At 75.5% G+C, this 24,033-nt stretch carries 17 protein-coding genes; 12 read left to right on the top strand and 5 right to left on the bottom strand.

Annotated elements, in window-relative coordinates; translation table 11 throughout:
- Positions 1 to 88 precede the first annotated feature (88 nt).
- Positions 89 to 1,303 carry a formaldehyde dehydrogenase, glutathione-independent gene (gene fdhA / locus MTO91_RS13565; protein WP_073574916.1) on the top strand — a complete coding sequence of 405 codons (1,215 nt, stop codon included), beginning with the start codon at positions 89 to 91 and terminating at the stop codon, positions 1,301 to 1,303.
- Positions 1,304 to 1,346: 43 nt separating this feature from the next.
- Here the strand turns inward: fdhA and MTO91_RS13560 are convergent, their stop codons facing one another.
- A complete protein-coding gene (locus tag MTO91_RS13560) occupies positions 1,347 to 2,189 on the bottom strand; it encodes a DUF1932 domain-containing protein (RefSeq protein ID WP_476651395.1) in 843 nt (280 codons plus the stop codon).
- 220 nt (positions 2,190 to 2,409) lie between these two features.
- Between MTO91_RS13560 and MTO91_RS13555 the strand changes: the two genes are divergently transcribed.
- A complete protein-coding gene (locus MTO91_RS13555; protein WP_476651394.1) occupies positions 2,410 to 3,147 on the top strand; it encodes an HpcH/HpaI aldolase family protein in 738 nt (245 codons plus the stop codon).
- Between the two features lie 4 nt (positions 3,148 to 3,151).
- Here MTO91_RS13555 and MTO91_RS13550 read toward each other — a convergent pair whose 3' ends face one another.
- From MTO91_RS13550 to MTO91_RS13535, 4 genes are all read right to left on the bottom strand, one after another.
- Positions 3,152 to 4,315 carry a VanZ family protein gene (locus MTO91_RS13550; protein ID WP_476651393.1) on the bottom strand — a complete coding sequence of 388 codons (1,164 nt, stop codon included), beginning with the start codon at positions 4,313 to 4,315 and terminating at the stop codon, positions 3,152 to 3,154.
- Between the two features lie 54 nt (positions 4,316 to 4,369).
- Positions 4,370 to 5,353, bottom strand: coding sequence for a methylmalonyl Co-A mutase-associated GTPase MeaB (gene meaB / locus MTO91_RS13545; protein WP_346106699.1), 984 nt, complete (start codon positions 5,351 to 5,353; stop codon positions 4,370 to 4,372).
- Positions 5,354 to 5,473: 120 nt separating this feature from the next.
- Positions 5,474 to 7,684: a methylmalonyl-CoA mutase gene (scpA, locus tag MTO91_RS13540; RefSeq protein ID WP_251782676.1), complete on the bottom strand. Its 2,211-nt coding sequence runs from the start codon at positions 7,682 to 7,684 to the stop codon at positions 5,474 to 5,476.
- Complete coding sequence (locus MTO91_RS13535) at positions 7,681 to 9,612, bottom strand: methylmalonyl-CoA mutase family protein (protein WP_476651391.1); 1,932 nt, start codon at positions 9,610 to 9,612, stop codon at positions 7,681 to 7,683. The genes scpA and MTO91_RS13535 overlap by 4 nt, the downstream gene beginning before the upstream one ends.
- Positions 9,613 to 9,871: 259 nt before the next feature.
- Between MTO91_RS13535 and MTO91_RS13530 the strand changes: the two genes are divergently transcribed.
- The 10 genes from MTO91_RS13530 (at position 9,872) to cydB (ending at position 24,029) form a co-directional block, all read left to right on the top strand.
- Complete coding sequence (locus MTO91_RS13530) at positions 9,872 to 10,366, top strand: DUF3237 domain-containing protein (RefSeq protein WP_476651389.1); 495 nt, start codon at positions 9,872 to 9,874, stop codon at positions 10,364 to 10,366.
- Between the two features lie 43 nt (positions 10,367 to 10,409).
- Positions 10,410 to 11,015 (top strand): sulfite oxidase-like oxidoreductase, encoded by a 606-nt coding sequence (locus MTO91_RS13525; protein ID WP_179759888.1) that lies wholly within the window; start codon positions 10,410 to 10,412, stop codon positions 11,013 to 11,015.
- A gap of 2 nt (positions 11,016 to 11,017) precedes the next feature.
- Positions 11,018 to 11,746, top strand: coding sequence for an FAD-binding oxidoreductase (locus tag MTO91_RS13520; RefSeq protein WP_100877794.1), 729 nt, complete (start codon positions 11,018 to 11,020; stop codon positions 11,744 to 11,746).
- Between the two features lie 67 nt (positions 11,747 to 11,813).
- Positions 11,814 to 12,743 carry an alpha/beta hydrolase gene (locus MTO91_RS13515; RefSeq protein ID WP_350590312.1) on the top strand — a complete coding sequence of 310 codons (930 nt, stop codon included), beginning with the start codon at positions 11,814 to 11,816 and terminating at the stop codon, positions 12,741 to 12,743.
- Positions 12,744 to 12,982: 239 nt separating this feature from the next.
- Positions 12,983 to 17,545, top strand: a complete 4,563-nt coding sequence (locus MTO91_RS13510) for a Pls/PosA family non-ribosomal peptide synthetase (RefSeq protein ID WP_476654872.1) — start codon at positions 12,983 to 12,985, stop codon at positions 17,543 to 17,545.
- Complete coding sequence (locus MTO91_RS13505) at positions 17,542 to 18,243, top strand: BPL-N domain-containing protein (protein ID WP_301548893.1); 702 nt, start codon at positions 17,542 to 17,544, stop codon at positions 18,241 to 18,243. The genes MTO91_RS13510 and MTO91_RS13505 overlap by 4 nt, the downstream gene beginning before the upstream one ends.
- Positions 18,240 to 19,841, top strand: coding sequence for a heparan-alpha-glucosaminide N-acetyltransferase domain-containing protein (locus MTO91_RS13500; protein WP_405417162.1), 1,602 nt, complete (start codon positions 18,240 to 18,242; stop codon positions 19,839 to 19,841). Before MTO91_RS13505 ends, MTO91_RS13500 begins: the two co-directional genes overlap by 4 nt.
- 57 nt (positions 19,842 to 19,898) lie before the next feature.
- Positions 19,899 to 21,350: a M1 family aminopeptidase gene (locus MTO91_RS13495; protein WP_405417164.1), complete on the top strand. Its 1,452-nt coding sequence runs from the start codon at positions 19,899 to 19,901 to the stop codon at positions 21,348 to 21,350.
- Between the two features lie 110 nt (positions 21,351 to 21,460).
- A complete protein-coding gene (locus MTO91_RS13490; RefSeq protein ID WP_476654784.1) occupies positions 21,461 to 22,948 on the top strand; it encodes a cytochrome ubiquinol oxidase subunit I in 1,488 nt (495 codons plus the stop codon).
- Positions 22,949 to 22,964: 16 nt separating this feature from the next.
- On the top strand, positions 22,965 to 24,029 hold the full coding sequence (gene cydB / locus MTO91_RS13485; RefSeq protein WP_476654782.1) for a cytochrome d ubiquinol oxidase subunit II: 1,065 nt from the start codon (positions 22,965 to 22,967) through the stop codon (positions 24,027 to 24,029).
- Positions 24,030 to 24,033 lie beyond the last annotated feature (4 nt).

The following is a 24,033-nucleotide window of genomic DNA, read 5'->3' as shown; positions in this document are numbered from 1 at the left end:
ACCCGTGGGGGCGCGGGATCGGGTGACCGCGACGCCGCCGCGCGGCCGCGACCGCGGTCCGCGCGTCCACGCAGGAGGGGAGCGCACCATGCCCGACAACCGCGTCGTCGTGTACAAGGGACCCGGCGAGGTCGCCGTCGAGTCGATCGACTACCCGAAGCTGGAGCTGCCCACCGACGTCGTCGACGGGCTCGGCATCCAGCGGAAGGCTCCGCACGCGGCGATCCTGAAGATCGTCACCACCAACATCTGCGGATCCGACCAGCACATGGTCCGCGGCCGCACCACCGCACCGGTCGGGCAGTCGCTCGGCCACGAGATCACCGGCGAGATCGTCGAGGTCGGCGACGACGTGCTGTTCGCGAAGGTCGGCGACATCTGCTCGGTGCCGTTCAACATCGCCTGCGGGCGTTGCCGGATGTGCAACGAGGGGAAGACCGGCGTCTGCCTGAACGTCAACCCGGCCCGTCCCGGCGCCGCCTACGGCTACGTCGACATGGGCGGCTGGATCGGCGGCCAGGCCGAGTACGTGATGGTGCCCTTCGCCGACTTCAACCTGCTGCGCTTCCCCGACCGCGACCAGGCGTTGGAGAAGATCCTCGACCTCACGATGCTGTCGGACATCTTCCCGACCGGCTACCACGGCGCGGTGACCGCCGGGGTCACCACCGGATCGACGGTCTACGTGGCCGGCGCCGGGCCGGTCGGGCTGGCCGCGGCGCACGCCGCGCAGCTGCTGGGGGCGGCGGCGGTCGTCGTCGGGGACATGATCCCCGAGCGGCTTGCGCAGGCGCGCAGCTTCGGCTGCGAGACCGTCGACCTGTCCGGCGACGGGACCCTGGCCGAGCAGCTGGAGCAGCTGCTCGGCGAGCCCGAGGTGGACGCCGCCGTCGACGCCGTCGGGTTCGAGGCCCGCGGGCACGGCCGCGACGCCGGGGAGGCGCCCGCGACCGTGCTGAACTCGGTCATGGAGGTGACCCGGGTCGGCGGCGCGCTCGGCATCCCGGGGCTCTACGTCACCGGCGACCCGGGTGCCGCCGACGACAAGGCCAAGGAGGGCACCCTCGGCGTGCGGATCGGGCTGGGCTGGGCGAAGTCGCACAGCTTCACCACCGGCCAGTGCCCGGTGAAGAAGTACAACCGGCAGCTGATGCAGGCGATCCTGTCCGACCGGGCGCAGATCGCGAAGGCGGTCAACGCGACCACGATCTCGCTGGACGACGCCCCGCGCGGCTACCAGGAGTTCGACGGCGGCGTGGCCCGCAAGTTCGTGATCGACCCGCACGGCAGCGTCGCGGCGTGAGACCGGCCGGGTCCGGTGCCGCCGTCGCGGTGCCGGGCCCGGCTCACCCGCCCGCCCCGGCGGCGCGCCGGTAGAGCTCGGCGGCGGCGCGGGAGAAGCCGTCGGGCACCCCGGCGGCGGCGAACGCGTCGGCCGCCTCGTCCATCTCCCCCGCCCAGCGCCACGCCTTTCCCGCCATCCGCTCGCGGGCGCGGGCCAGCGCGGCGGCGTGGTCGACCCCGGCCCGGTCCAGCTCGGCGTGCAGGGCCCCGGTGACGCCGAACGCCGCGGCGGCCTCCTCGAGCGCCAGCCACAGCACGGGTGCCGCCTTGCTCTGCAGCGCGAAGCAGGCCTTCAGCCCGCTCGCGGCGCCCAGGTCGGTCCCGGCGGTGCCGAGCACCCGGGCGTCGAACGGGCCCGGCTCGAACAGGGTGGCGGCGGTGTCCGCCCCGGGCCCGGACAGCCACAGCGTCGTGGTGCCCACCGTCCAGGCGGGCGGGCCGATGACGGCGCCGTCGCAGACGGTCGCGCGGTCGCCGAGCAGTGTCGCGATGCCGCGGACGGTGTCCGGGGACACCGCGTTGGCCTCGACGTAGAGCGGGCGGTCGGTGCGCCCGGCCAGCCCGGCGCCCACCAGGCCCGCCACCTCCCGCGCGGCGTGCGGCGGGCAGATCGACACGATCACGTCGGCCCGGGCGGCGAGGTCGGCGACGGTCGGCACCGCCTGCAGGTCGGCCAGCTCGGCGCGCTTGGCGGTGGCGTGCGAGCGCCCGGCGTCGGCCCAGATCACCGCGCCCGCGCGGGCCTTGAGCGCCGATCCGAGCGCGGCGCCCATCGCGCCGGGGTGCAGGACCCCGACCACCGGCCGGGCGGGCAGGGACACCGGCTGCGCGGACGGCGACGACATGGGGTGATGATGGCACCCCGCCCCGCCCGTCGCGGCGGGCTCACCCCGTCCCGAGTGCGGAGGCCAGGTCGTCGAGCACCACGCGCGCGGCCTGCGGGCCCGCGTCGAGGAACCCAGATGTCGTCGTCGACGGCGGTGGTGTGCCGGACAGGCGCCCGGCACACGACGGGACGACGGCCTCGACTGGCGTGTCGGGCGGGCGGGGCGGCACGGTCGTCGCATGACCCCTGATCCACTGTTCACCGGCGACGCGGTCGGTGGCTGGCTCCAGCTGCCCTCCCCCGCCGTCGCCGAGATCGCCGGCTCCGTCGGGTTCGACCTGGTCTGCGTCGACACCCAGCACGGCCTGATCGGCGACGACACCGTCCTGGGCATGCTGCAGGCCCTGTCCGCGACGGGCACGCCGTCGCTGGTGCGGGTCCCCGGCCACGGCGCCGAGGGCATCGGGCGGGCCCTGGACCGGGGCGCCGACGGCGTGATCGTCCCGCTGGTCGACACCGCCGAGCAGGCCGCTGCGGCGGTCGCGGCGTGCCGCTACCCGCCGGACGGGGTCCGCAGCTTCGGGCCGGTCCGCCCCTCGTGGCAGGGCCGCGACGTGTTCGCACCGCCGCACACGGTGGTGATGGTGGAGACGGTCGCGGCCGTGGCGAACCTGGCCGACATCGTGGCCGTCGACGGGGTCGCGGCGGTGTTCGTCGGGCCGTCGGACCTGGCGCTGGCGCACGGGCTCCCGCTCGCCGCCCAGGGCGACGGCGGCCCGGAGTCCCGGCACGCCGAGCTGGTCTCCGGGATCGCCGCGGTGTGCGCGGGGGCCGGGGTACCGGTGGGGATCTACTGCGACTCCCCCGCACACGTGCGCCGCTTCCGGGGGCTGGGGTGCACCTTCACGATGCTCGCCGCCGAGCAGGCGATCCTGCGGTCGGCGCTGGCGGAGAAGCTGGCCGACGCCCGGCCCTGAGTCGTCAGCCCGCGGAGCGGTCGGGCACTGCGGGACGGCCGGGCACAGCGGGACGGTCGGCCGGGGCGGTGCGGGCGGGCTCCCGGGCGTCGACCATCGTGAGCCCGGTGAGCCAGCCGGCCACCCCGCGGTGGCCGGTGCTGCGCCGGAGCCCGACCAGGCCCGCGATCCCCCACAGCAGCCCGAGCACGCCGAGCGCGCCGGACGGCCCGGACAGCAGCAGGAACCCTCCGGTGCCGAGCAGTACCCGGGCGAGGCGGCGCCCGCGGCCGGGGACGCCGCCGCCGGGCAGCGCGGGCCGCAGCCGCACCGCCCGCTGGCCGACGGTGCCGCCGCGCCCCACCAGCGGCACCACCAGGAACATCAGCAGCGGCAGCCAGAACCCGAGGACGGTGTTCGCGGTGTCGAACCAGTCGGGCAGCGGCCCGCCGGTGTACCCGGTCAGCGCGGTCCCGGCGAGCAGCAGCGAGCCGAGCAGGGACCCGGTCACCCAGACCGCCGCCAGGTCGCAGAGGGCCCCGAGCAGCCGGCGTCCGGCCGTCACCGGGGCGGGCCGGTCGGGGTCGGCGCCGGCGTCCCACGAGCGGGGCCGCACCAGGGCCGCGGCGAGACCGCCGAGCAACGCGCCCGCGGTGTTGGCGATCAGGTCGTCGACGTCGGCGAGCCGGTAGGCGCACGGGAACAGGAACCAGTTGCCGGTGTACTGGGTGGCCTCGACGAGCAGGGACACCGCGAGCCCGGCGGCCACGGTGACCGGCAGCGAGCGGCGGAACACCCCGCGCAGGAACCAGCCCAGCGGCGCGAACAGCGCCACGTTGAGCACCACCTGCTGCACCGCGGCGTTCGCGAGCCAGGCCCGCACCCCGGTCGCGTCCTGGCGGGCGGCGATCCGGGTGATGTCGCCGACGAAGGCGAACGGCCGGGTCTGCAGCGAGTCCGCCGCGGTCCGCCCCGCGCAGAACGCCGCGTCGACCTGGGGCAGCGGGAGCAGCGTGTAGCCGAGGACCGCCAGCCCGTACACCGGGACGGCGACGAGGACGGCCAGCTCGCCGGGCCCGAAGCGGCCGCGGCGGCGGTAGGTCAGCGCCACGGCGGGGACGAGCACGGCGAGCACCAGCGCCGACCCGAGCCCGATCGCGAGCACCCCGGGGATGATCCGGTCGTTCACGGTCGCCGACGTTAGCGACCGCCCGGGGTGCGCCCGGGGACCGAAACGGGTGGTTCAGCCCAGGACGTCGAGGATCTGCTGGGCGGCGAGGGTGGGGGTGAGCCCGCCGTCGCGGACCTCGGCGGTGAGCTTCGGGAGCCGCTCGGCCGTCGCCGGGTCGTGCAGCACCCGGTCCATGAGCCGGTCGCGCACCATCTGCCACATCCACTCGACCTGCTGGTCGGCGCGCCGGGTCGCGAGCTCGCCGCCGGACTCGAGTGCCTCGCGGTGGGCGGTGACCTTCTCCCACACGGTGTCCAGGCCCTTCCCGGTCTGCGCGGAGCAGGACAGCACCGGGGTGCGCCAGTGCGCCGAGGTGGGGGTCATCATGTGCAGCGCGCCGGCGAGCTCGCGGGCCGCGGCGCGGGCGTCGCGCTCGTGCGGGCCGTCGGCCTTGTTCACGGCGACGACGTCGGCGAGCTCCAGGATGCCCTTCTTGATCCCCTGCAGCGCGTCGCCGGTGCGGGCGATGGTGAGGAACAGGAAGGTGTCGACCATCCCGGCGACGGCGGTCTCGGACTGGCCGACCCCGACGGTCTCGACGAGGACGACGTCGAACCCGGCGGCCTCCATGACGACCATCGTCTCCCGGGTGCGGCGGGCGACCCCGCCGAGCGTCCCCGCCGACGGCGACGGCCGCACGAACGCGTGCGGGTCGACGGCCAGGCGCGGCATCCGGGTCTTGTCACCCAGGATGGACCCGCGGGTACGGGTGGACGACGGGTCGACGGCGAGGACCGCCACCCGGTGGCCCCGAGAGGTGAGCGTGGAGCCCATCGCCTCGATGAAGGTCGACTTCCCGACCCCGGGTACCCCGGAGATGCCGACCCGCACCGCGTGCCCGGCCTTCGGGGTCAGCTCCAGGAGCAGCTCCTGGGCGGCCCGCTGGTGGTCGGGCCTGCTGGACTCGACCAGGGTGATCGCCCGGGCGAGCAGGGTGCGGTCGCCGGCCAGGACACCGCGGGCGAGCTCCGCGGGGTCGGGGACGCGAGGGGCCATCGGCGGGACTCTCCTTGCGGGTCGGCACCGCGCCCGGTGCGCGGGTGGGCGCACCGGGCGCGGCGACGGCGGCACGATGACGAGCCACCGTGACGGCGGCACCGTGACGGCGGCGGCGGCTCAGTCGGCGTAGACGCTGCCGGTCGGGGCGGACGTGTCCGGCTCGTCGTGGCCGAGCGCGGCGGCCAGCTTGCCGAGCAGGTCGACCGCCGCCTCGGCGATGACCGTGCCGGGCGGGAACACCGCGGCCGCGCCCATCTCCAGCAGCTCCGGCACGTCCGCGGGCGGGATGACCCCGCCGACGACGACCATGATGTCGTCGCGCCCCAGCTCGGCGAGCTCGCGGCGCAGCTCCGGGACCAGCGTGAGGTGCCCGGCGGCCAGCGAGCTGGCGCCGATCACGTGCACGTCGGACTCGGCGGCCTGCTTCGCGACCTCGGCCGGGGTCTGGAACAGCGGCCCGACGTCGACGTCGAAGCCGATGTCGGCGAACGCGGTCGAGATGACCTTCTGGCCGCGGTCGTGGCCGTCCTGGCCCATCTTCGCGACCAGGATGCGGGGCTGGCGGCCCTCGTGGCCGGCGAACTCGGAGACGAGCTCGCGGGCGCGGTCGATCGCCGGGTTCTGCCCGGCCTCGGCGGAGTACACACCGGAGATGATGCGGATCTGTCCGGCGTGGCGCCCGAAGACCTTCTCGAGTGCGTCGGAGATCTCCCCGACCGTGGCCTGGTCGCGGGCCGCGTTCACGGCCAGCTGGAGCAGGTTCTCGTCGTCGGAGCGCGACGAGCCCTCGGCGATCTTCTCCGCGGCGCCGGTGAGCGCGCGCAGGGCCTCGTCGACGGCGCGGTCGTCGCGGTCGGCACGCAGCCGGGCGAGCTTCTCGAGCTGCTCGCGGCGCACGTTCGCGTTGTCGACCTTGAGCACGTCGATCTGCTCGTCGGCCTCGACGACGTACTTGTTGATGCCGATGACCGGCTGGCGGCCGGAGTCGATCCGGGCCTGCGTGCGGGCCGCGGCCTCCTCGACGCGCATCTTCGGGATGCCGGCGTCGATGGCCTGGGCCATGCCGCCCGCCTTCTCCACCTCGTCGATGTGCGCCCACGCCCGCTTCGCGATGTCGTAGGTGAGCTTCTCGACGTAGTACGAGCCGCCCCACGGGTCGACGACGTCGGTGGTGCCCGACTCCTGCTGCAGCAGCAGCTGGGTGTTGCGGGCGATCCGGGCGGAGAAGTCCGTCGGCAGCGCGAGGGCCTCGTCGAGGGCGTTGGTGTGCAGCGACTGGGTGTGGCCCTGGGTCGCGGCCATCGCCTCGATGCAGGTGCGGACGACGTTGTTGTAGACGTCCTGGGCGGTCAGCGACCAGCCGGAGGTCTGCGAGTGCGTCCGCAGCGACAGCGACTTGGCGCTCTGCGGCTCGAAGCGGTTCACGAGCTTCGACCAGAGCAGGCGCGCGGCCCGCATCTTGGCGACCTCCATGAAGAAGTTCATGCCGATCGCCCAGAAGAAGCTCAGCCGCGGTGCGAACTTGTCGATGTCCAGGCCCGCGTCGACCCCGGCCCGCAGGTACTCCACGCCGTCGGCAAGGGTGTAGGCGAGCTCCAGGTCGTTGGTCGCCCCCGCCTCCTGGATGTGGTAACCGGAGATGGAGATCGAGTTGAACTTCGGCATCCTCCGGCTGGTGAAGCTGAAGATGTCGGAGATGATCTGCATCGACGGCTGCGGCGGGTAGATGTAGGTGTTGCGGACCATGAACTCCTTCAGAATGTCGTTCTGAATGGTTCCGGTCAGCTTCTCGGGGCTCACGCCCTGTTCCTCGGCCGCGACGATGTAGAGCGCCAGCACCGGGAGCACGGCGCCGTTCATCGTCATCGACACCGACATCCGGTCCAGCGGGATGCCGTCGAACAGCTGGCGCATGTCGAGGATCGAGTCGATCGCGACACCGGCCATCCCGACGTCGCCGGCGACGCGCGGGTGGTCGGAGTCGTAGCCGCGGTGGGTGGCCAGGTCGAACGCGATCGACAGGCCCTTCTGCCCGGCGGCGAGGTTGCGCCGGTAGAACGCGTTGGACTCCGCGGCGGTGGAGAACCCGGCGTACTGGCGCACCGTCCAGGGCTGGTTGGTGTACATCGTCGGGTACGGCCCGCGCAGGTACGGGGTGATGCCCGGATAGGTGTGCAGGAAGTCGACGCCGGCGAGGTCGTCGGCGGTGTAGAGCGGCTTGACGCCGATCCCCTCCGGCGCCTCCCAGACCTCGGCGGAGCCGGTCCAGGTGGTCGCGGGGGTGGTGTCGCCCAGGAGCGGCACGCCGGTGAAGTCGGGAATGCTCACTTCGAGCCCTCCAGGTGGGTGTACACGTCGTCGAGGACGGCGAGGGCGTCGCAGCCGGCGAACAGGTGACCGTCGACGCCGGGCACCTCGTCCTTCGGCTTCCCCGCGAGCAGGATGCGCGCGGCGCCGGCCTCGCGCAGCGCGGCGGCGGTCTCGGCGGCCCGCTCGTCGTAGACCGTGTCCGAGGAGCAGAGCACCACGACCGGCGTGCCGTCCTTGCCGTAGGCCTCGACGACGTCGGCGGTGGAGTCGGTCGGGCCGGCGTCGACGGTGTCGACGCCACCGGCGGCCAGCAGGTTGCGGGTGAACCCGGCGCGGGCGGTGTAGACCGCGAGCGGGCCGAGGGTGGCGAGGAACGCGGTGGGCCGCGAGCCCGTCTCGCTCAGCAGCGCGTCGGAGCGGTCCCGGTGGGCCTCGTAGGCCTCGGCGGGGCGGTAGAGCGGCAGCCCCCCGCGCTCGACGGCCGGCGGCAGCGGGGTGCGCTCGACCGGCTTCTCGTTCAGGTCGGGGAACTCCGAGACGCCGGTGAGCGGCGTCCTCCGCTTCGCGACGTCGGCCTCGCGGCGGGCGCGGACCTCGCCGACCCGCTCGGCGACCAGGCCGGAGTCGAGGGCGGCGACGGCGCCGCCCGCGGCCTCGATCTCGACGAAGAACTCCCAGGACAGCCGGGCGAGGTCGTCGGTGAGGTGCTCGATGTACCAGGAGCCGCCGCCCGGGTCGATGACCCGCGCCAGGTGCGCCTCCTCCACGAGCAGGTTCTGGGTGTTGCGGGCGATGCGGCGGGAGAACGGCTCGGCGACGCCGAGGGCGGCGTCGAAGGGCGGCACGGTGACCGCGTCGGCCCCGCCGACGCCCGCGGCGAACCCGGCGACGGTGCCGCGGAGCATGTTGACCCACGGGTCGCGGCGGGTGAACAGCGCCTCGGGGACGGTGGCGTGCTGGGTCTGCGGCACGTCGGTGACGCCGGAGGCCTCCAGCACCCGGGCCCACAGCCGCCGCCCGGCGCGCAGGGCGGCGATCGTCGGGAACTGCTCGGGGGTGGCGGCGTAGCGGAACTCGAGCAGCCGCGCCGCGTCGGCGACGGCGATCCCGGCCGCGTCGAGCGCCCGCAGGTAGGCGACGCCCGCGGCCAGGGACCAGCCCAGCTCCTGGGCGTCGGAGCCGCCCGCCTCGCGGATCACGGTCGCGTCGACGGTGATCGCGGTGACCTTGTCGAAGGTGCCGTGGACGCGGCGGGCGACCTCGACGACCGCGTCGACGTCCGGGCCGGACCCCGCGCGGGCGCGCAGCCCGATCGGGTCCACGCCCAGCGAGCCGAGCAGCTCGGCGTCCTCGACGCCGTTGCGCGCGGCCAGGTCCAGGTAGGCGTGCGCGGCGGCGACCTGCTCGGTCCCGGCGTCCAGGGCGACCCCGGCCAGGTCCAGGTGCACGCCCTCCAGGGCGCGGGCCAGGTCGGCGACGGCGATGCCGCCCTCGCCCACGCGCAGCCACACCGAGGTGACGCCGCACTCCAGGTCGGCCAGCACGGCCTCGCGGACGGCCGCCGGATCGGTGCCGGCGTGGCGCTGGCGGATGTCCCAGCCGTCGGGTACGTGCCCGTCGGTGCGGGCGCCGCGGGTGAACGGCCACGACCCCGGCACGCCGGTGGGCGGCAGGTCGGTGGTGTCCTCGTCGGCGTAGAGCGGCGCGACACGGATGCCGTCGGGTGAGGTGCGGGTCAGGGTCTCGATCCCGGCCCCGAGCTCGGCGTCCTCGCCGATCCGGCCCGACTTGCGCACCACCGCGTCCGCGGCGGCGAGCCACTGGTCACGGGTGACCGGGTCGAAGCCGCCGGCCAGGACCAGCTCCTCGGGCTCCACCGGACCGTCCACGGCAGAGCCCTCCGGACCGGCTGCGCGGTCGACCGCGCTGCGGTCACTGTCCGTCATCCGCTCTGTTCTCCTCACCGGCCCGCGGGGCGGCCTCGTTGCCCGCCGGGTGGCGCCGTCGTCGACGCCACCGAAGTGCAGTGGAGTCTAGTGAGCCGGTGCCGCCGGGGGCATGCGCTGTGGCGAGGCGCGCACGGCCTGTGATGCACCCGACTGGCGCAACGGGACCGTCCGGGGGTCTCGCGGCGTACACCCGGCGGTTCCCCGCCGGTAGTCCTCACGGGTAGCCCCGGGCGGCCCCGGACGCCAGTCTGGGGCCGTGTCGACTCCCGGACCCGCACCCGCCGCCCCCGGGCTGACCCCGGTCGCCCGCGTCCACGTCTTGCTCGACCCGCCGCTGGAGGTCGGCCGGACCCCGTTCGGCCGGGAGCGGGAGATCCCCATCGTGGGCGGCACGGTCTCCGGACCCGGCCGCGACGGCGAGGGCCTGCACGGCGAGGTGCTCCGCGGCGGGGCCGACCGCCAGAGGGTGCTCGACGACGGCACCGCCGTGATCGACACCCGCTACACCGTGGCGCTGCGGTCGGGGCACCTGCTGCAGCTGGCCACGGCGGGCTACCGCACCGGTCCGGCCCCGGTCCTCGACGCGCTGCTCGCCGGGGAGCCCGTCGACCCGGCCCGCTACTACTTCCGGGTCGTCGTCGACGCCCGGACCGCCGACCCGGACCTGGCCTGGCTCAACACCGCGGTGCTCGTCGGCTCCGCGGTCCGCACCGCCGACGCGGTCGCCTACGACGCCTACCTCGTGACCTGAGACGGGTGGGAACAACCGGGGGTGGGGGTGCATTGTGATCGGCATGCCCCCCGTGACCCGAGGATTCGTCGGGCGCAGGCCGCGGGACCGGCGGCTGCCACCCGGCCAGTACGACGCCGGTGACCAGTGGCCGGTGCTGACCGCCGAGCGCGCCCCCACCCTGGACACCGCCCGCTGGACCTTCCGCATCGACGGCCTCGTCGAGCGCCCGGTCGAGTGGACCTGGGACGAGATCCGCGCCCTGCCCCGCGAACGCTGGGACGGCGACATCCACTGCGTCACCACCTGGTCGAAGTTCGGGATGCGCTGGAGCGGGGTCGCGGTCGACACGCTGCTGGAGACCGCGGGGCCGCTGCCGGAGGCACGGTTCGCCGTCGCGCACTCGCACTCGGGCTACACCACCAACATGCCGCTGTCCGACCTCACCGGCGGCCGGGCGTGGCTGGCGTTCGAGGCGCAGGGTGCGCCGCTGACCCGCGAGCACGGCGGCCCGGCGCGGCTGCTCGTGCCGCACCTGTACTTCTGGAAGAGCGCGAAGTGGGTCGCCGGTCTGCGCCTGACCGCCGAGGACGAGCCCGGTTTCTGGGAGCGCAACGGCTACCACGACCGCGGCGACCCGTGGTCCGAGCAGCGCTTCCAGGGCGACTGACCGTGGACACCACCCCGGCCACCACCCCTCGCCGGACCCTGCGCTGGCAGACCGCGACCGTGCTGTCGGTGCACGACGAGGCCCCGGGGGTGCGGACGTTCCGGCTCGGCCTGGCCGAGCCCGCCACGCACCTGCCGGGCCAGTACTACGTGCTGCGCCTGACCGCCGAGGACGGCTACACCGCACAGCGCAGCTACTCGGTGGCCTCCGCTCCCGACGGGCGGCCGGAGATCGCGCTGACCGTCGAACGTCTCGACGACGGTGAGGTGTCGGAGTTCCTGCACGACGTCGTCGTCGTCGGGGACGTGCTGGAGGTCCGCGGCCCGGTCGGCGGCTGGTTCGCCTGGGACGGGGTCTCCCCCGCGCTGCTGGTCGGCGGCGGCTCCGGTCAGGTCCCGCTGGCCGCGATGCTGCGCCACGCCCGCGCCACCGGCCGTCCCGACCTGGTCCGGATGCTGGTCTCGGTCCGCACCCCCGACGACCTGTTCTACGGCGAGGAGCTCACCGGGCCCCCGGTCACCACGGTGTTCACCCGGACCGCCCCACCCGGCGCGGTCCGCCCGGCGGGCCGGCTCACCCTCGACGACCTGGCCCCGCTCGTCCGCGGCGGGGAGACCGCGTTCGTGTGCGGCTCCCCCGCCTTCGCCGCCGCCGCGGCCGACCTGCTCGCCGCCGCCGGGGTCCCCGACCACGCGATCCGGATCGAGCAGTTCGGCCCGACCGGGGCCTGACCCTGCGGCCCGCCGCGGGGGTGCGGCAGGATGACGCCGCCCCGCCCGCGCACCGCAGGAGCCGACGATGACCGTCACCCCCGCCGAGACGTCGTTCCCGAGCGGCGGGCTGCGCTGTGCGGCCTGGCACCTCGCCCCGGTCGGCGACGCGCTCGCGAACGACCGCGGCCGCCCCTGCGTGGTCATGGCGCACGGCTTCGGCGCCACCCGCGACTCCGGGCTGCTGCCCTTCGCGCAGCGTTTCGCCGCTGCGGGCTGCGCGGTGCTCGTGTTCGACTACCGCGGGTTCGGCGCCTCGGACGGCACCGGCGATCCCCGTCTGGACCAGGACGTCCACCACGGCAGGCACCGCGCCGACTACCACGCCGCGATCGCGCACGCCCGCACGCTGCCCGGCGTCGACCCCGAGCGGATCGTGCTGTGGGGCAGCTCGTACTCCGGCGGGCACGTCGTCCCGGTCGCCGCCCGCGACGGCCGGGTCGCCGCGGTGATCTCTCAGGGTGCGGCGATGGACGGGACCGCCGCGCTGCTGGAGATCCTGCGCTACGCCGGACCCGGGCAGCTGGCCCGCCTCACCGGGCACGGGCTGCGCGACGCCGCCGCCGGGCTGCTCGGACGCCCGCCGCACCGGATCGCGGTGTTCGGACCGCCCGGGTCGACCGCGGCGATCACCTCGCACGACGCCGAGAGCGGCTACTCCTCGATCACCGGGCCCGGGTTCCGCAACACCATGCGGGCCCGGGGCGCGCTGCGGATCCCGCTGAACCGCCCGGTGACGGCGGCGGCGCGGCTGCGGGCGCCGATCCTCGTCGTCGTCGCGGCGCGGGACTCGATCGCGCCACCCGCGTCGGTGCGCGCGGTGGCCGCGCGGGCCGGGGCGGGCTCGGAGGTGCTGGAGCTGCCGTGCGGGCACTTCGACATCTACCTCGGCGCGATGTTCGAGCGGTCCGTGACCGCACAGGTGGACTTCCTCCGCCGCACGCTCGCCGTCGCCTGACTGAGCCGGACGGAGGACCCGGAGGCCCCGGCTGGGGCAGCACCACCTGTGAGCGGCCACACTCCGTAAAACTGAGCACCTATCGCTTACTCGCTCGCCGTAACAGGCCCCTCCCCCGTGGCGATGTCACGGGGGACCACGGCGGCCTCACCGGTCCGTACCCCTGAACCCACAGGGAGCTCCCCACTGGACCGGAGGAAGCGTTCCGTCGCCGTGTAGGGAGATGACGGCACGTGACGATGTCCCCGCCCCGCGCGGGGGTCGCCGTGGCGCACCCGGCCCCGGCCGGTGCGCCCGCGCGACACCCGGACCGCCTGCACCGGTTCTTCGAGGCCACGGTCGCCCGGACACCACGGGCGGTCGCGCTGCAGGACGGCGGCCTGGAGCTGACCTACGCCGAGCTGGACGCGCGCGCGAACCAGCTCGCCCGCCACCTGGCCGGGCTCGGCGCGGGCCCGGGCCGGCGCGTCGGGATCCTGCTGCACCGGACCTGGCGGACCTACGCGGTGCTGCTGGCGATCGGCAAGACCGGCGCCGCGTTCGTCCCGATCGACCCGGCCGCCCCGGCGGACCGGGTCGGCTACATCCGCGACGACGCCGGGCTGGACCTGCTGGTCACCACCTCGGACCTGGCGGGCGAGCTGCCCACGCCCGGGCTGGTGCTGCTCGACACCTGCGTCGACGCCGTCGCCGCACTCCCCCGTCACCCGCTCGCCCCGGTCGCCCCCGACCCGGACCCGGCGCCGCTGGCCTACATCATCTACACCTCGGGCTCCAGCGGGCGACCCAAGGGCGTCGCGATCGCCCACCCGAGCATCTGCAACTTCGTGCACGTCATCACCCGCGTCTACGACGTCCGCTCGCACGACCGCGTCTACCAGGGCATGACCATCTCCTTCGACTTCTCGATCGAGGAGATCTGGCCGACCTTCGCGGCCGGGGCGACGCTGGTGGTCGGGCCGACGGACTCGCGCCGGATCGGCGCGGAGCTGGGCGACTTCCTCGCCGGCACCGGCGTCACCGTGCTGTGCTGCGTGCCGACCCTGCTGGCGACGATCCCGCGGGAGCTGCCCGCGCTGCGCACCCTGCTCGTCGGCGGCGAGGCCTGCCCGGCCGGCCTGGTGGAGCGCTGGGCGCGCCCCGGGCGGCGGATGCTCAACACCTACGGCCCCACCGAGACCACCGTGACCTGCACCTGGGGCGAGCTGCACCCGGGGAAGCCGGTCACGATCGGGCGCCCGGTGCCGACCTACTCCGCGGTGATCCTCGACGACACCCTGCGCGAGGTCCCCCGCGGCGAGGTCGGCGAGCTCTGCATCGGCGGCCCCGGGGTCGGCATCGGCTACGTCAACCTGCCGGAGAAGACCGCCGACCGGTTCGTCCGCCACCCCGCGGCGCCCGCGAACGGCGACGGGCGGCTCTACCGCACCGGTGACCTCGCCCGGTTCGACGAGCACGGAGAGATCGTCTACCTGGGCCGCGCCGACGACGAGGTCAAGATCCGCGGGCACCGCGTCGACCTGGGCGAGATCGAGACCGTCGCCCTGGAGCACGCCGACGTGGAGAGCGCCGTGGCCGCGGTCGCGAGGACCGACGACGGCACGGGCGAGGAGCTCACCGTCTACGTCGTCCCGGCCGCCGGGCCGGGCGGGCCGGTGGACCGGGCGGCGCTGCACGAGCTGCTGCGGACCCGGCTGCCCGAGTACATGGTGCCGGGCTACCTCGAGGTGCTCGACGCGCTGCCGATGATGCCCAGCGGCAAGGTCGACCGGCCGAAGCTGCCGGCCCCGTCCGGGCCGCGGATCGTGGTGACCCACGGCCCGCACGTCGAGCCGTCGACGGAGCTGGAGACCGGGGTCCGGGCGGTGCTCGCCGAGGTGCTGGCGCTCGACGCCGGCCAGGTCTCGGTCACCGCCGACTTCTTCGACGAGCTCGGCGGGCACTCGCTGCTCGCCGCGCGGCTGGTGACCCTGCTGCGCGAGCGCGGCGTCGGCCGCTCCCCCGCGGTGCGCGACCTGTACGAGCACCCGACGGTCCGCGGCCTGGCCGCGGCACTGGACCCCGACGCGGCGGGCGACGGCGGCGACGGCTCCGTGCCCCCGCCACCGCGCCCGGAGCCGCTGCGCCACTCGCGGCGCCGCTACTCCGCCGCCGGGACCGCGCAGGGCGCCGCGCTGTTCGTGCTGATGCTGGTCATGACCCTGCCCGCGGCCGGGGTGTACGCCTGGCACGGCGGCCGGGTCGCCCCGGACGTGCTGGCCCAGCTCGCCCTCGGCGCCACCGCGATCTTCCTGCTGCAGCGTTGGCTGCTCGCCCCGCTCGCGGTGCGCGCGCTCACCGCCCGGGTCGCACCCGGCCGCTACCCCATGTGGGGACGGGTGCACCTGCGCCTGTGGGCCGCGGACCTGCTGCTGTCGATGTCACCGCTGCCGGTGCTGTCCGGCGGTCCGCTCGCCCCGGCCTACCTGCGGATGCTCGGCGCCACCGTGGGCCGCGACGTGCACCTGGGCACCTCGGTGCTGTCGATGCCCGCGCTGCTGCGGATCGACGACGGCGCCACCGTCGGCTACGGCGCCGCGCTGCGGCCCTGGACGCTGGCCGACGGCTGGGTGACCGTCGCCCCGATCGCGGTCGGCGAGGGCGCCCACGTCGGCGCCAGCGCGGTCGTCGAACCGGGTGCGGTGGTCGGCGCGGACGCCGTCGTCGGGGAGCAGTCCGCGCTCGCCGCGGACCAGGTGGTGCCGCCCGCCGAGCACTGGGCCGGGTCCCCCGCGGTGCCCGACGCCGCCGACGCCGCGGTCGCCGAGCTGACCGAACGCGGCCCGGCACCGTCCTGGACGCGGCCGCAGCGGGCGGCCGCGCTGGCCGGGATCGTCGCGCTGGAGCTGGTGTCGCTGCTGGCGCTGGTCCCGGCGGTGCTGCTGGTGTGGTCGTCGCTGCTGCTGTTCGGCGACGGCCCCGCCCTGCTCGTCGCCGCCCTGGTCGGGCCGGTGTTCGTGGTGACGGTGTGCGTGCTGGTGGCCGTCGGCCGGTGGGCCGTCGCGCCCCGCACCGGGCCCGGGGTCTTCCCGGCGCGCTCCGCGCTGGGGCTGCGCAAGTGGTTCGGCGACAAGCTCCTCGAGATGAGCCTGACCTACACCAACTCGCTGTACTCGACGCTCTACACGGTCGGCTGGCTGCGGCTGCTCGGCGCCCGGATCGGGCGCGGCGCGGAGGTGTCCACCGCCTCGCACATCGACCCGGAGATGCTGACGATCTCCCAGGGCAGCTTCGTCGCGGACATGGCGAGCGTGGGCAGCGCGACGTTCCACAACGGCTGGATGGTCCGCCGTCCGACGCTGGTGGGGCGGCGCGCGTTCGTCGGGAACGCCGCCGTCGTCCCGGCCGGGTCGACGCTCGGCGACGAGTCGCTGATCGGCGTCGCGACGGTGCCCCCGGCGTCGGGCGTGCCGCACGACACCACCTGGCTGGGGTCCCCGGCGATGCACCTGCCGGTGCGCCAGGACTCCGGGGACCACCCGGAGTCGCTGACGTTCACGCCCTCACGGCGCCGCGTCGCGGAGCGGCTCGGCATCGAGTTCCTCCGGGCCACGCTGCCCGCCTCGGCGATCTCGGTGTCGATCTACCTGTTCCTGCAGGGCCTGTCCGGCGTGGCCCGCACCGGCGCCGCGTGGCAGGTCGTGCTCGCGGCACCGGTGCTGGCGCTCGCCTCGGCGCTCGCGCTGGTCCTGCTGGTCGCAGCGGTGAAGTGGCTGGTCGTGGGCACCTACCGGCCGCGGACCGAGCCGCTGTGGAGCCGGTTCGTGCGCCGCTCGGAGTTCGTCACCGGACTCTACGAGGCCTCCGCGGTGCCCGGGCTGCTGAGCATGCTGTCCGGGACCCCGTTGCTGCCGCCGATGCTGCGGCTGCTCGGCGCCCGGATCGGGCGGCGGACCTGCGTGTCGACGACCTACCTCACCGAGTACGACCTGGTGGAGATCGGGGACGACGCCGTCGTCGGGCGGGACGTGTCGCTGCAGACCCACCTGTTCGAGGACCGGGTCATGAAGATGTCGACGGTGTCGGTCGCGGACGGCGCGTCGGTCGGGGACCGGGCGATCGTGCTCTACGACGCCGTGGTCGGCGCCGGGGCGCGGCTCGACCCGCTGTCGCTGGTGATGAAAGGCGAGCACCTGCCGCCCGGCTCCCGGTACCGGGGCATCACCGCCCGCGCGGTGCCCGACGCCGCACCGGCCGACGCGGCACCGGTCGTGCCGCCTGCCGTGCTGCCCGCCGTGCAGCCCGCCGCGGCGCCGGAGACCGTGGCCGGGACCGTGCGGGTCGCGGCCGTCGACCCGGAGCGCACGATGGTCCTCACCCGGTTGCAGGGGACCGACGACCCGGGCCGCACGCTGCGGATGCGCTCGGTCCTGGCCGGGCGCCAGGCCCCGCGCCGCGGCAGCACCGGCCGGCACCGCGCGGGTGCCGCCGGCTCGGCCGGTGCCCCCGGGACCGGGCCCGCCGGCGCCGGGCACGACCGCCGTGCCCCCGCCCGGCCGGGCAGCACGCCCCGTGCGCGGCACCGCCACGCCGCCGCGGGCCCCGACGATGGCGCCGGCGCGGTCGTCGGTGCGGGCGACGGGGGAGCGACCACCGGAGCAGGTACCGCCGCACGCGTCCCGGTCCCCGCGGCGCGGTCCGCGGAACGCACCGCACGGACCCTCCCCGCCGTGCCGCCCCGGCCGGGACCGGGGACGGCACCGCCCCCGGTGCCGCAGCCGCGCGACCACCGTTCCGCCCGCTCCGGGCCGGGCCCGCGGTGAGCCTGTTCGGGCGACTGCTCGGCCGCCGCGGCCCGGCCCCCTCCGCCGGCGACCGCCCGGTGGCGCTGGTCTACCGCGGACCGGCGTCGCGGCCGACGGGGTGCGCGGAGTCGGTGGCGGCGCTGCTGGCGTCCTCGCGGCACGGGTTCGACGTGCACTACACCGGCCCGCGCGAACGGCTCCCGCTCACCGCGGACACCCTCGCCCGCGCGACGCTCTACGCCCAGCCCGGCGGCGGCACCCTGTCCGCGGCGTGGCGCACGATGCGGCCCGCGGCCGGCCCGCTGCGCGACTGGGTCGGCGACGGCGGCCGCTACCTCGGGTTCTGCCTGGGCGGCTACCTGGCCGGGGCCACCCCCGGGTTCGGCCTGCTGCCCGGCGACACCGACCGCTGGATCGACTCCCCCGGCGCCACCGTCGGCCACGACGGCGACGCCCTGGTCCGGCTCGACTGGCGCGGCCGCGACCGCACCCTGTTCTTCCAGGACGGCCCGCACTTCCTGCTCGACTCCGGGACCGTCCTCGCCCGCTACCCCGACGGGCTCGTCGCCGCCGCCGTGACCCCGTTCGGGCACGGCCGGGTCGGCGTCGTCGGCCCGCATCCCGAGGCCGGACCCGACTGGTTCGCCGACGCCGGGCTGCCCCCGGCCGACGCCCGCGACCTCGGGCACCAGCTGATCGACGAGGTTCTGACATGACCCGACCGCAACCGCCCGGCAGCCACCGCCGCGGCGCCGACCGCCCCGCGCCGCCCCGTCCGCCGGCGCCCGCCCTCGTCCCCGTACCGGGCGCGCCCCGGCGGACCGGCACCGGCACCCACCGCGCCCCGGAGGGACGGCCGGACGCCGCCGCCACCCGGACCGCGAGCCGGCCGCGCCGGCCGTCCGGTCCGCCCGGCACCGCGCCCGCGACGACCGTCGCCGTCCCGGCCCCCCGCACCGCGGGTCCCCCGCCTGCCCCGTCGGCACCCGCGCGGACCCTGCGCACCCCGTCCGCACCACCGGACACCACGGGGACCACCACCGTGCTCCCGGCCACCACCCGGGCCACGCCCGCCCCGGACCCGGCTCCCCCGGCCGCGCCGGAACCCGCGCCGCCCCGCGAGCGCGCCTCGCGCCTGCTCGGCGTCGACGCCACCCGCGGGATCGCGCTGCTCGGCATCATCGCCGTGCACGCCCTCGTCGAGGCCACCGACGACGGCACCCCCACGCCCAGCTACCTCGTGTTCGGCGGCCGCTCCGCGGCGCTGTTCGCCGTCCTCGCCGGGGTCTCGTTCGCGTTCATGACCGGGCGCGCCCGGGTCCGCACCCCCGACCTGCGCGCCACGGCGGCGATGCTCGCCACCCGCGCCGGCGTCCTGATGGTGCTGGCACTGGCCCTGAGCTGGACCGACCCGTCGATCGCGGCGCTCATCCTCCCCTACTACGCGATCGCGTTCCTGCTCGCGATACCGCTGGTCGCGCTGCCGACCCGGGTCCTCGCGCCGCTCGCGGTGCTGCTGGGTCTCGGGATACCGGTCGGATCGCACCTGGTGCGCCCGTTCCTGCCGGTGCCCGACCTCGGCAACCCCTCGGTGCTCGACCTCGTCACCGACCCCGGCGCGCTGCTGTCGGAGCTGACCCTGACCGGCGCCTACCCGGCGGTGGTCTGGCTCGCCTACATGGCGGTCGGGATCGTGGTCGGACGGCTGCGGCTCTCGGACCGGCGCACGGCGGCGGCGCTGCTGGCCGGCGGCGTCGTCGCGGCGACGGCGGCCACCGGGCTGTCGATGTGGCTGCTCGGCCCGGGCGGCGGGTACGCCGCGATCGCCGCGGTGAGCCCGCCGGAGATCCTCGACAGCGCGCCGACGATCGCCGATGCCGTCACCGGCTACCCCGACGGCGTCACCCCCACCTCGACGTGGTGGTGGCTCGCGACCGTCGCGCCGCACTCGGGCACGCCGCTCGACGTCGTCCAGACCACCGGGTCCGCGCTCGCCGTGCTCGGCGCGGTCCTGCTCCTGGCTTCGGTCACCGCCCGCGGTGCCGGGCCGCTGCTGGGGCACCTGCTGCGCCCGCTCGCCGCAGCCGGGTCGATGACGCTGACCCTCTACGTCGGCTCGATCCTGTTCATGAACTCCCCGCTCGACGACCTGGGCCCCTGGGAGGGCTACCTGTGGCAGGTCGCCGTCGCGGTCGGGATCGGGCTGGCCTGGCGGCGCGCGGTCGGGCGCGGTCCCCTGGAGACCGTCGTGTCGGCGCCCGCGCACGCCGTCCGGGACCGGCTCCGCGGCCGGGCCCGCGATCGGGTGGCGTAGCCGGGCGGTGCCGCACGCCGGTCGCCGCCCGTGCGCACCGCGGCTAGCCTCGCCCTCATGATCGACCTGACCCGGCTGCGCCGGGCCCTCGTCGGCGTCGCCGTCGTCCTGGCCGTGCTGGGGGGCTGCGCGGCCGGCGTGCCGCAGGTCGAGCGGGCGGCCCCGTGGCCGCAGCGCCCGGTCGTCGACGCGTCGCTGGACCTCGCCCCGGACCTGTCCTCGGCCACCGGCCGCCAGACCGTCCGCTTCACCCCCGACGCCCGGATCTGCGAGCTGGTCTTCCGGCTCTGGACCAACCGGCCGACCGTCGTCTCCGACGGCGGCTCGTCCCGGGTCACCGACGCGAGCGTCGACGGCACCCCGGTCACCCCGCGCACCGAGCAGGCGGGCGCCCCGGACGGCGCGCCCGGCACGCTCGTCGAGCTGCCGCTGCCGTCCTGCGCCGACGCGGGCACCACCGTCACCGCGCAGCTCGGGTTCACCCTCACCCTCGGCGAGGACTCCACCGAACGCATCGGGCACTCCCCGTCGGCGGGCACCGCCTGGCTCGGCAGTCCGCTGCCGGTGCTGGACTGGGTCCGCGGCCGCGGCTGGGTCCGCACCCCCGCGGTGCGGATGTCCGGCGAGACCGTCGTCGCCGAGGACTACCGGCTCGCCTCGCTCGCCGTCACCGCGGCGGCGGACCAGCAGGTCGTCGGGGTCGGGACCGCCACCGGCACCCGCGACGCCGGCGGCGGGCGGCTCACCCGCACCTTCGCCGCCGACGCGGTCCGCGACGTCGCGGTCGCCGTCGGCGCCTACGAGGTCACCGAGTCCACGGTCGGCGCCACGAGGGTGCACGTCGCGCTGCCCACCGCGGGCCGCGCCGGCGCCCGGCGCGGCGGTGAGCTCCGCGGCTCCGCGCAGGACTGGCAGGGCGACGTCGCCCGCTTCCTGCCCGCCCTGGAACGGCTCCTGGGGCCCTACCCGTACCCGGACCTGTGGCTGACGGTCGTGCCCACCCAGAGCGACGGCGTCGAGTTCCCGACCCACCTGCAGTTCGGCGACGTCGACGACGCCACCCGCCCGTCGCTGGCCGCGCACGAGATCGCCCACTCCTGGTTCTACGCGCTGGTCGGCAACGACCAGGCCCGCGACCCGTGGCTGGACGAGGCGTTCACGACCTGGGCCCAGGCCCTGGTGGCCGACCAGCGCGACCTGTACCGGATCGGCAGCTTCGGGCCCGGCGACGTCGCGGGCCCGATCGGCGCCCCCATGTCGTTCTGGGACTCCCGCGGCGGGTTCACCGACCTCGTCGACGGCGTCTACGACCAGGGTGCCGCCGCGCTGTTCGCGGGTCGCGACGCCGTCGGCGCGCAGCGCTTCGACGCCGCGGTCCGCGCCTACGTCGAGGCGAACGCACACCGCGTCGCCGCCCCGGCCGACGTCGAACGGGCCTTCGCCGACCTGCCGCAGGTGCTCGACGTGCTGCGCGAGCACGGCGCCTTCGACCCGCGCACCGGCGGCTGAGCGCCTCCGCGGCGACCCGCGTGTCCAGGGCCACCGGGTCCGACCCCCCACTGATCTTCTACTTACGGTAGAACTACTACTGGACGTAGAACTTCGCTCGGGAGGTCCGGATGGACGCGCTCGACCTGGCCCGCTGGCAGTTCGGGATCACCACGATCTACCACTTCCTGTTCGTGCCGCTGACCATCGGCCTGTCGGTGATCGTCGCGTCGCTGCAGACCGCCTGGTTCCGCACGGGCCGGGAGGAGTACCTCCGCGCCACGAAATTCTTCGGGAAGCTGTTCCTGATCAACTTCGCGATGGGCGTGGTCACCGGGATCGTGCAGGAGTTCCAGTTCGGGATGAACTGGAGCGCCTACTCCACCTTCGTCGGCGACGTGTTCGGCGCACCGCTGGCGATGGAGGCGCTCATCGCCTTCTTCCTGGAGTCCACCTTCATCGGGCTGTGGATCTTCGGATGGGACCGGCTGCGGAAGGGCGTGCACCTGGCCTGCATCTGGGCCGCGGCGATCGGGTCCAACCTCTCGGCGTACTTCATCCTCGCGGCGAACGCGTGGATGCGGAACCCGGTCGGCTACGAGGTCGACCGCGCCACCGGACGGGCCCGGCTCACCGACATCGGCGCCGTGCTGACCAACCCGCAGGCCTGGTCGACCTACACCCACGTCGTCGCCGCGGCGTTCCTGATCGCGGGGCTGTTCGTCGCCGCGGTGAGCTCCTGGAAGCTGATGCGCGAACGCTGGAGCCGTCCCGGCGACCGGGCGCCGCACCCGAGCGAGCACACCCTGTTCCGGAAGACCCTGCGCACCGGGTTCCTCGTCACCCTCGTGGCCGGGGTGCTGGTCATCGCCTCCGGTGACCACCAGGCCAAGCTGGCCGCCACCTACGAACCGATGAAGCTCGCCTCGGCCGAGGCGCTGTGGCAGACCGAGGAGTCGGCCGGGTTCTCGCTGTTCGCCGTCGGCGACGTCCAGGGCAGCCGCAACCACGTCAACGTGCAGATCCCCGGTGTCCTGAGCTTCCTGGCCACCGGCAGCCCGTGGGGTCCGGTGCACGGCATCGAGAACGTGCAGGCGCAGTACGAGGCGCTCTACGGGCCCGGGGACTACCGGCCCAACATCGCCGTCCTCTACTGGGCGTTCCGGCTGATGATGGGCCTCGGCCTGGCCGGGGTCGCGGTCGCGACGGCCGGGCTCTGGCTGACCCGCGGCGGCCGGCTGCCCGGCTTCACCCGCGACGGCGCACCGGCTCCGGCCGGGCGGCTGTCGCGGTGGGCCTACCGGGGTGTGGTCGCCGCGCTGCCCGCGGCGCTGGCGGGGAACATCGCCGGCTGGGTGCTGACCGAGATGGGCCGCCAGCCCTGGACGGTGCACGGCGAGCTGCTCACCGCGCAGAGCGTGTCCCCCGGAGTGAGCCTGGGCCAGGTCGCGTTCTCCCTGGCCGCGTTCACCGCGCTCTACGGGATCCTCGCCGTCGTCGAGGTGCGGCTGCTGTTCCGCTACGTCGCCGCCGGACCCGCCGCCCCCGCGGCCCCGCCCGACCCCGCCGACGACGCCGACACCGACGCCGAGCGCCGCCCCGCGGCGTTCAGCTACTGACCCCGGAGGGACGACGATGGACCTGCCCACGATCTGGTTCCTGGCCGTGGCCGTGCTGTGGACCGGCTACCTGGTGCTCGAGGGGTTCGACTTCGGCGTCGGGATGCTGGTCCGCGTCCTGGGCCGCGACGCCGAGGACGACCGCGAGGCCGCCCTCGGCGCGATCGGCCCGGTGTGGGACGGCAACGAGGTGTGGCTGATCGCCGCCGTCGGCGCGATGTTCGCCGCGTTCCCCGCCTGGTACGCCGCCATGCTGTCGGGCCTCTACCTGCCGGTGCTGCTGGTCCTGCTGGGCCTGATCGTGCGCGGGGTCGGGCTGGAGTACCGGCACAAGCGCTCCGACCCGCCGTGGAAGGCCCGCTGGGACCTGTTGATCGGTCTCGGGTCGCTGGTGCCGGCGTTCGTGTGGGGCATGGTCCTCGCGAACCTGGTCCGTGGCCTGCCCACCGTGCTCAGTGCCCCCGGCAGCGGGCAGAACACCGTGGTCACCGCGTCGCTCGGGGACCTGCTGAACGGCTACGCGCTGCTCGGCGGCGTCGTCACCACGGCGCTGTTCCTGCTGCACGGCGCGGTGTTCCTGGCACTGAAGACCGACGGGCCGGTGCGGTACCGGGCGCGGCGGTTCGCGCTGCGCGCGGTGGCCCCGGTGCTGCTGGTGACCGTCGCGTTCCTGGCCGCGACGCTCGCGCTGCGCGAGCCGTCCTGGACCACCACGGTCGCCTGGGTCTCCGGCGCGGCCCTCGCCGCGGCCGGGGTGGCGCTGCTGGCCGGCCGCGAGGGGTGGGCGTTCACTGCCACCGCGCTCGCGATCGGCGGGCTGTCGGTCGTGCTGTTCGGCCAGCTGTACCCGACGCTGCTGCCCTCGACGACCGACCCCGCGCACACCCTGACCGTCGCGAACGCGGCGTCCGCGCCGTACACGCTCGGCGTCATGTCCTGGATCGCGGCCGTGTTCCTGCCGCTGGTGCTCGGCTACCAGTCCTGGAGCTACTGGGTGTTCCGCCGCCGCCTCGGCGGGGCGCGGGTCGCCCCGGCCGGGACCTCCGACACTGGTGACACCGCGGTACCGGCCCCACGATGACGAC

This window comes from Pseudonocardia sp. 2-7 (genome assembly GCF_056341085.1).
The sequence above is the reverse complement of the archived record's forward strand: the minus strand, read 5'-3'. Positions and strand labels throughout refer to the sequence as shown.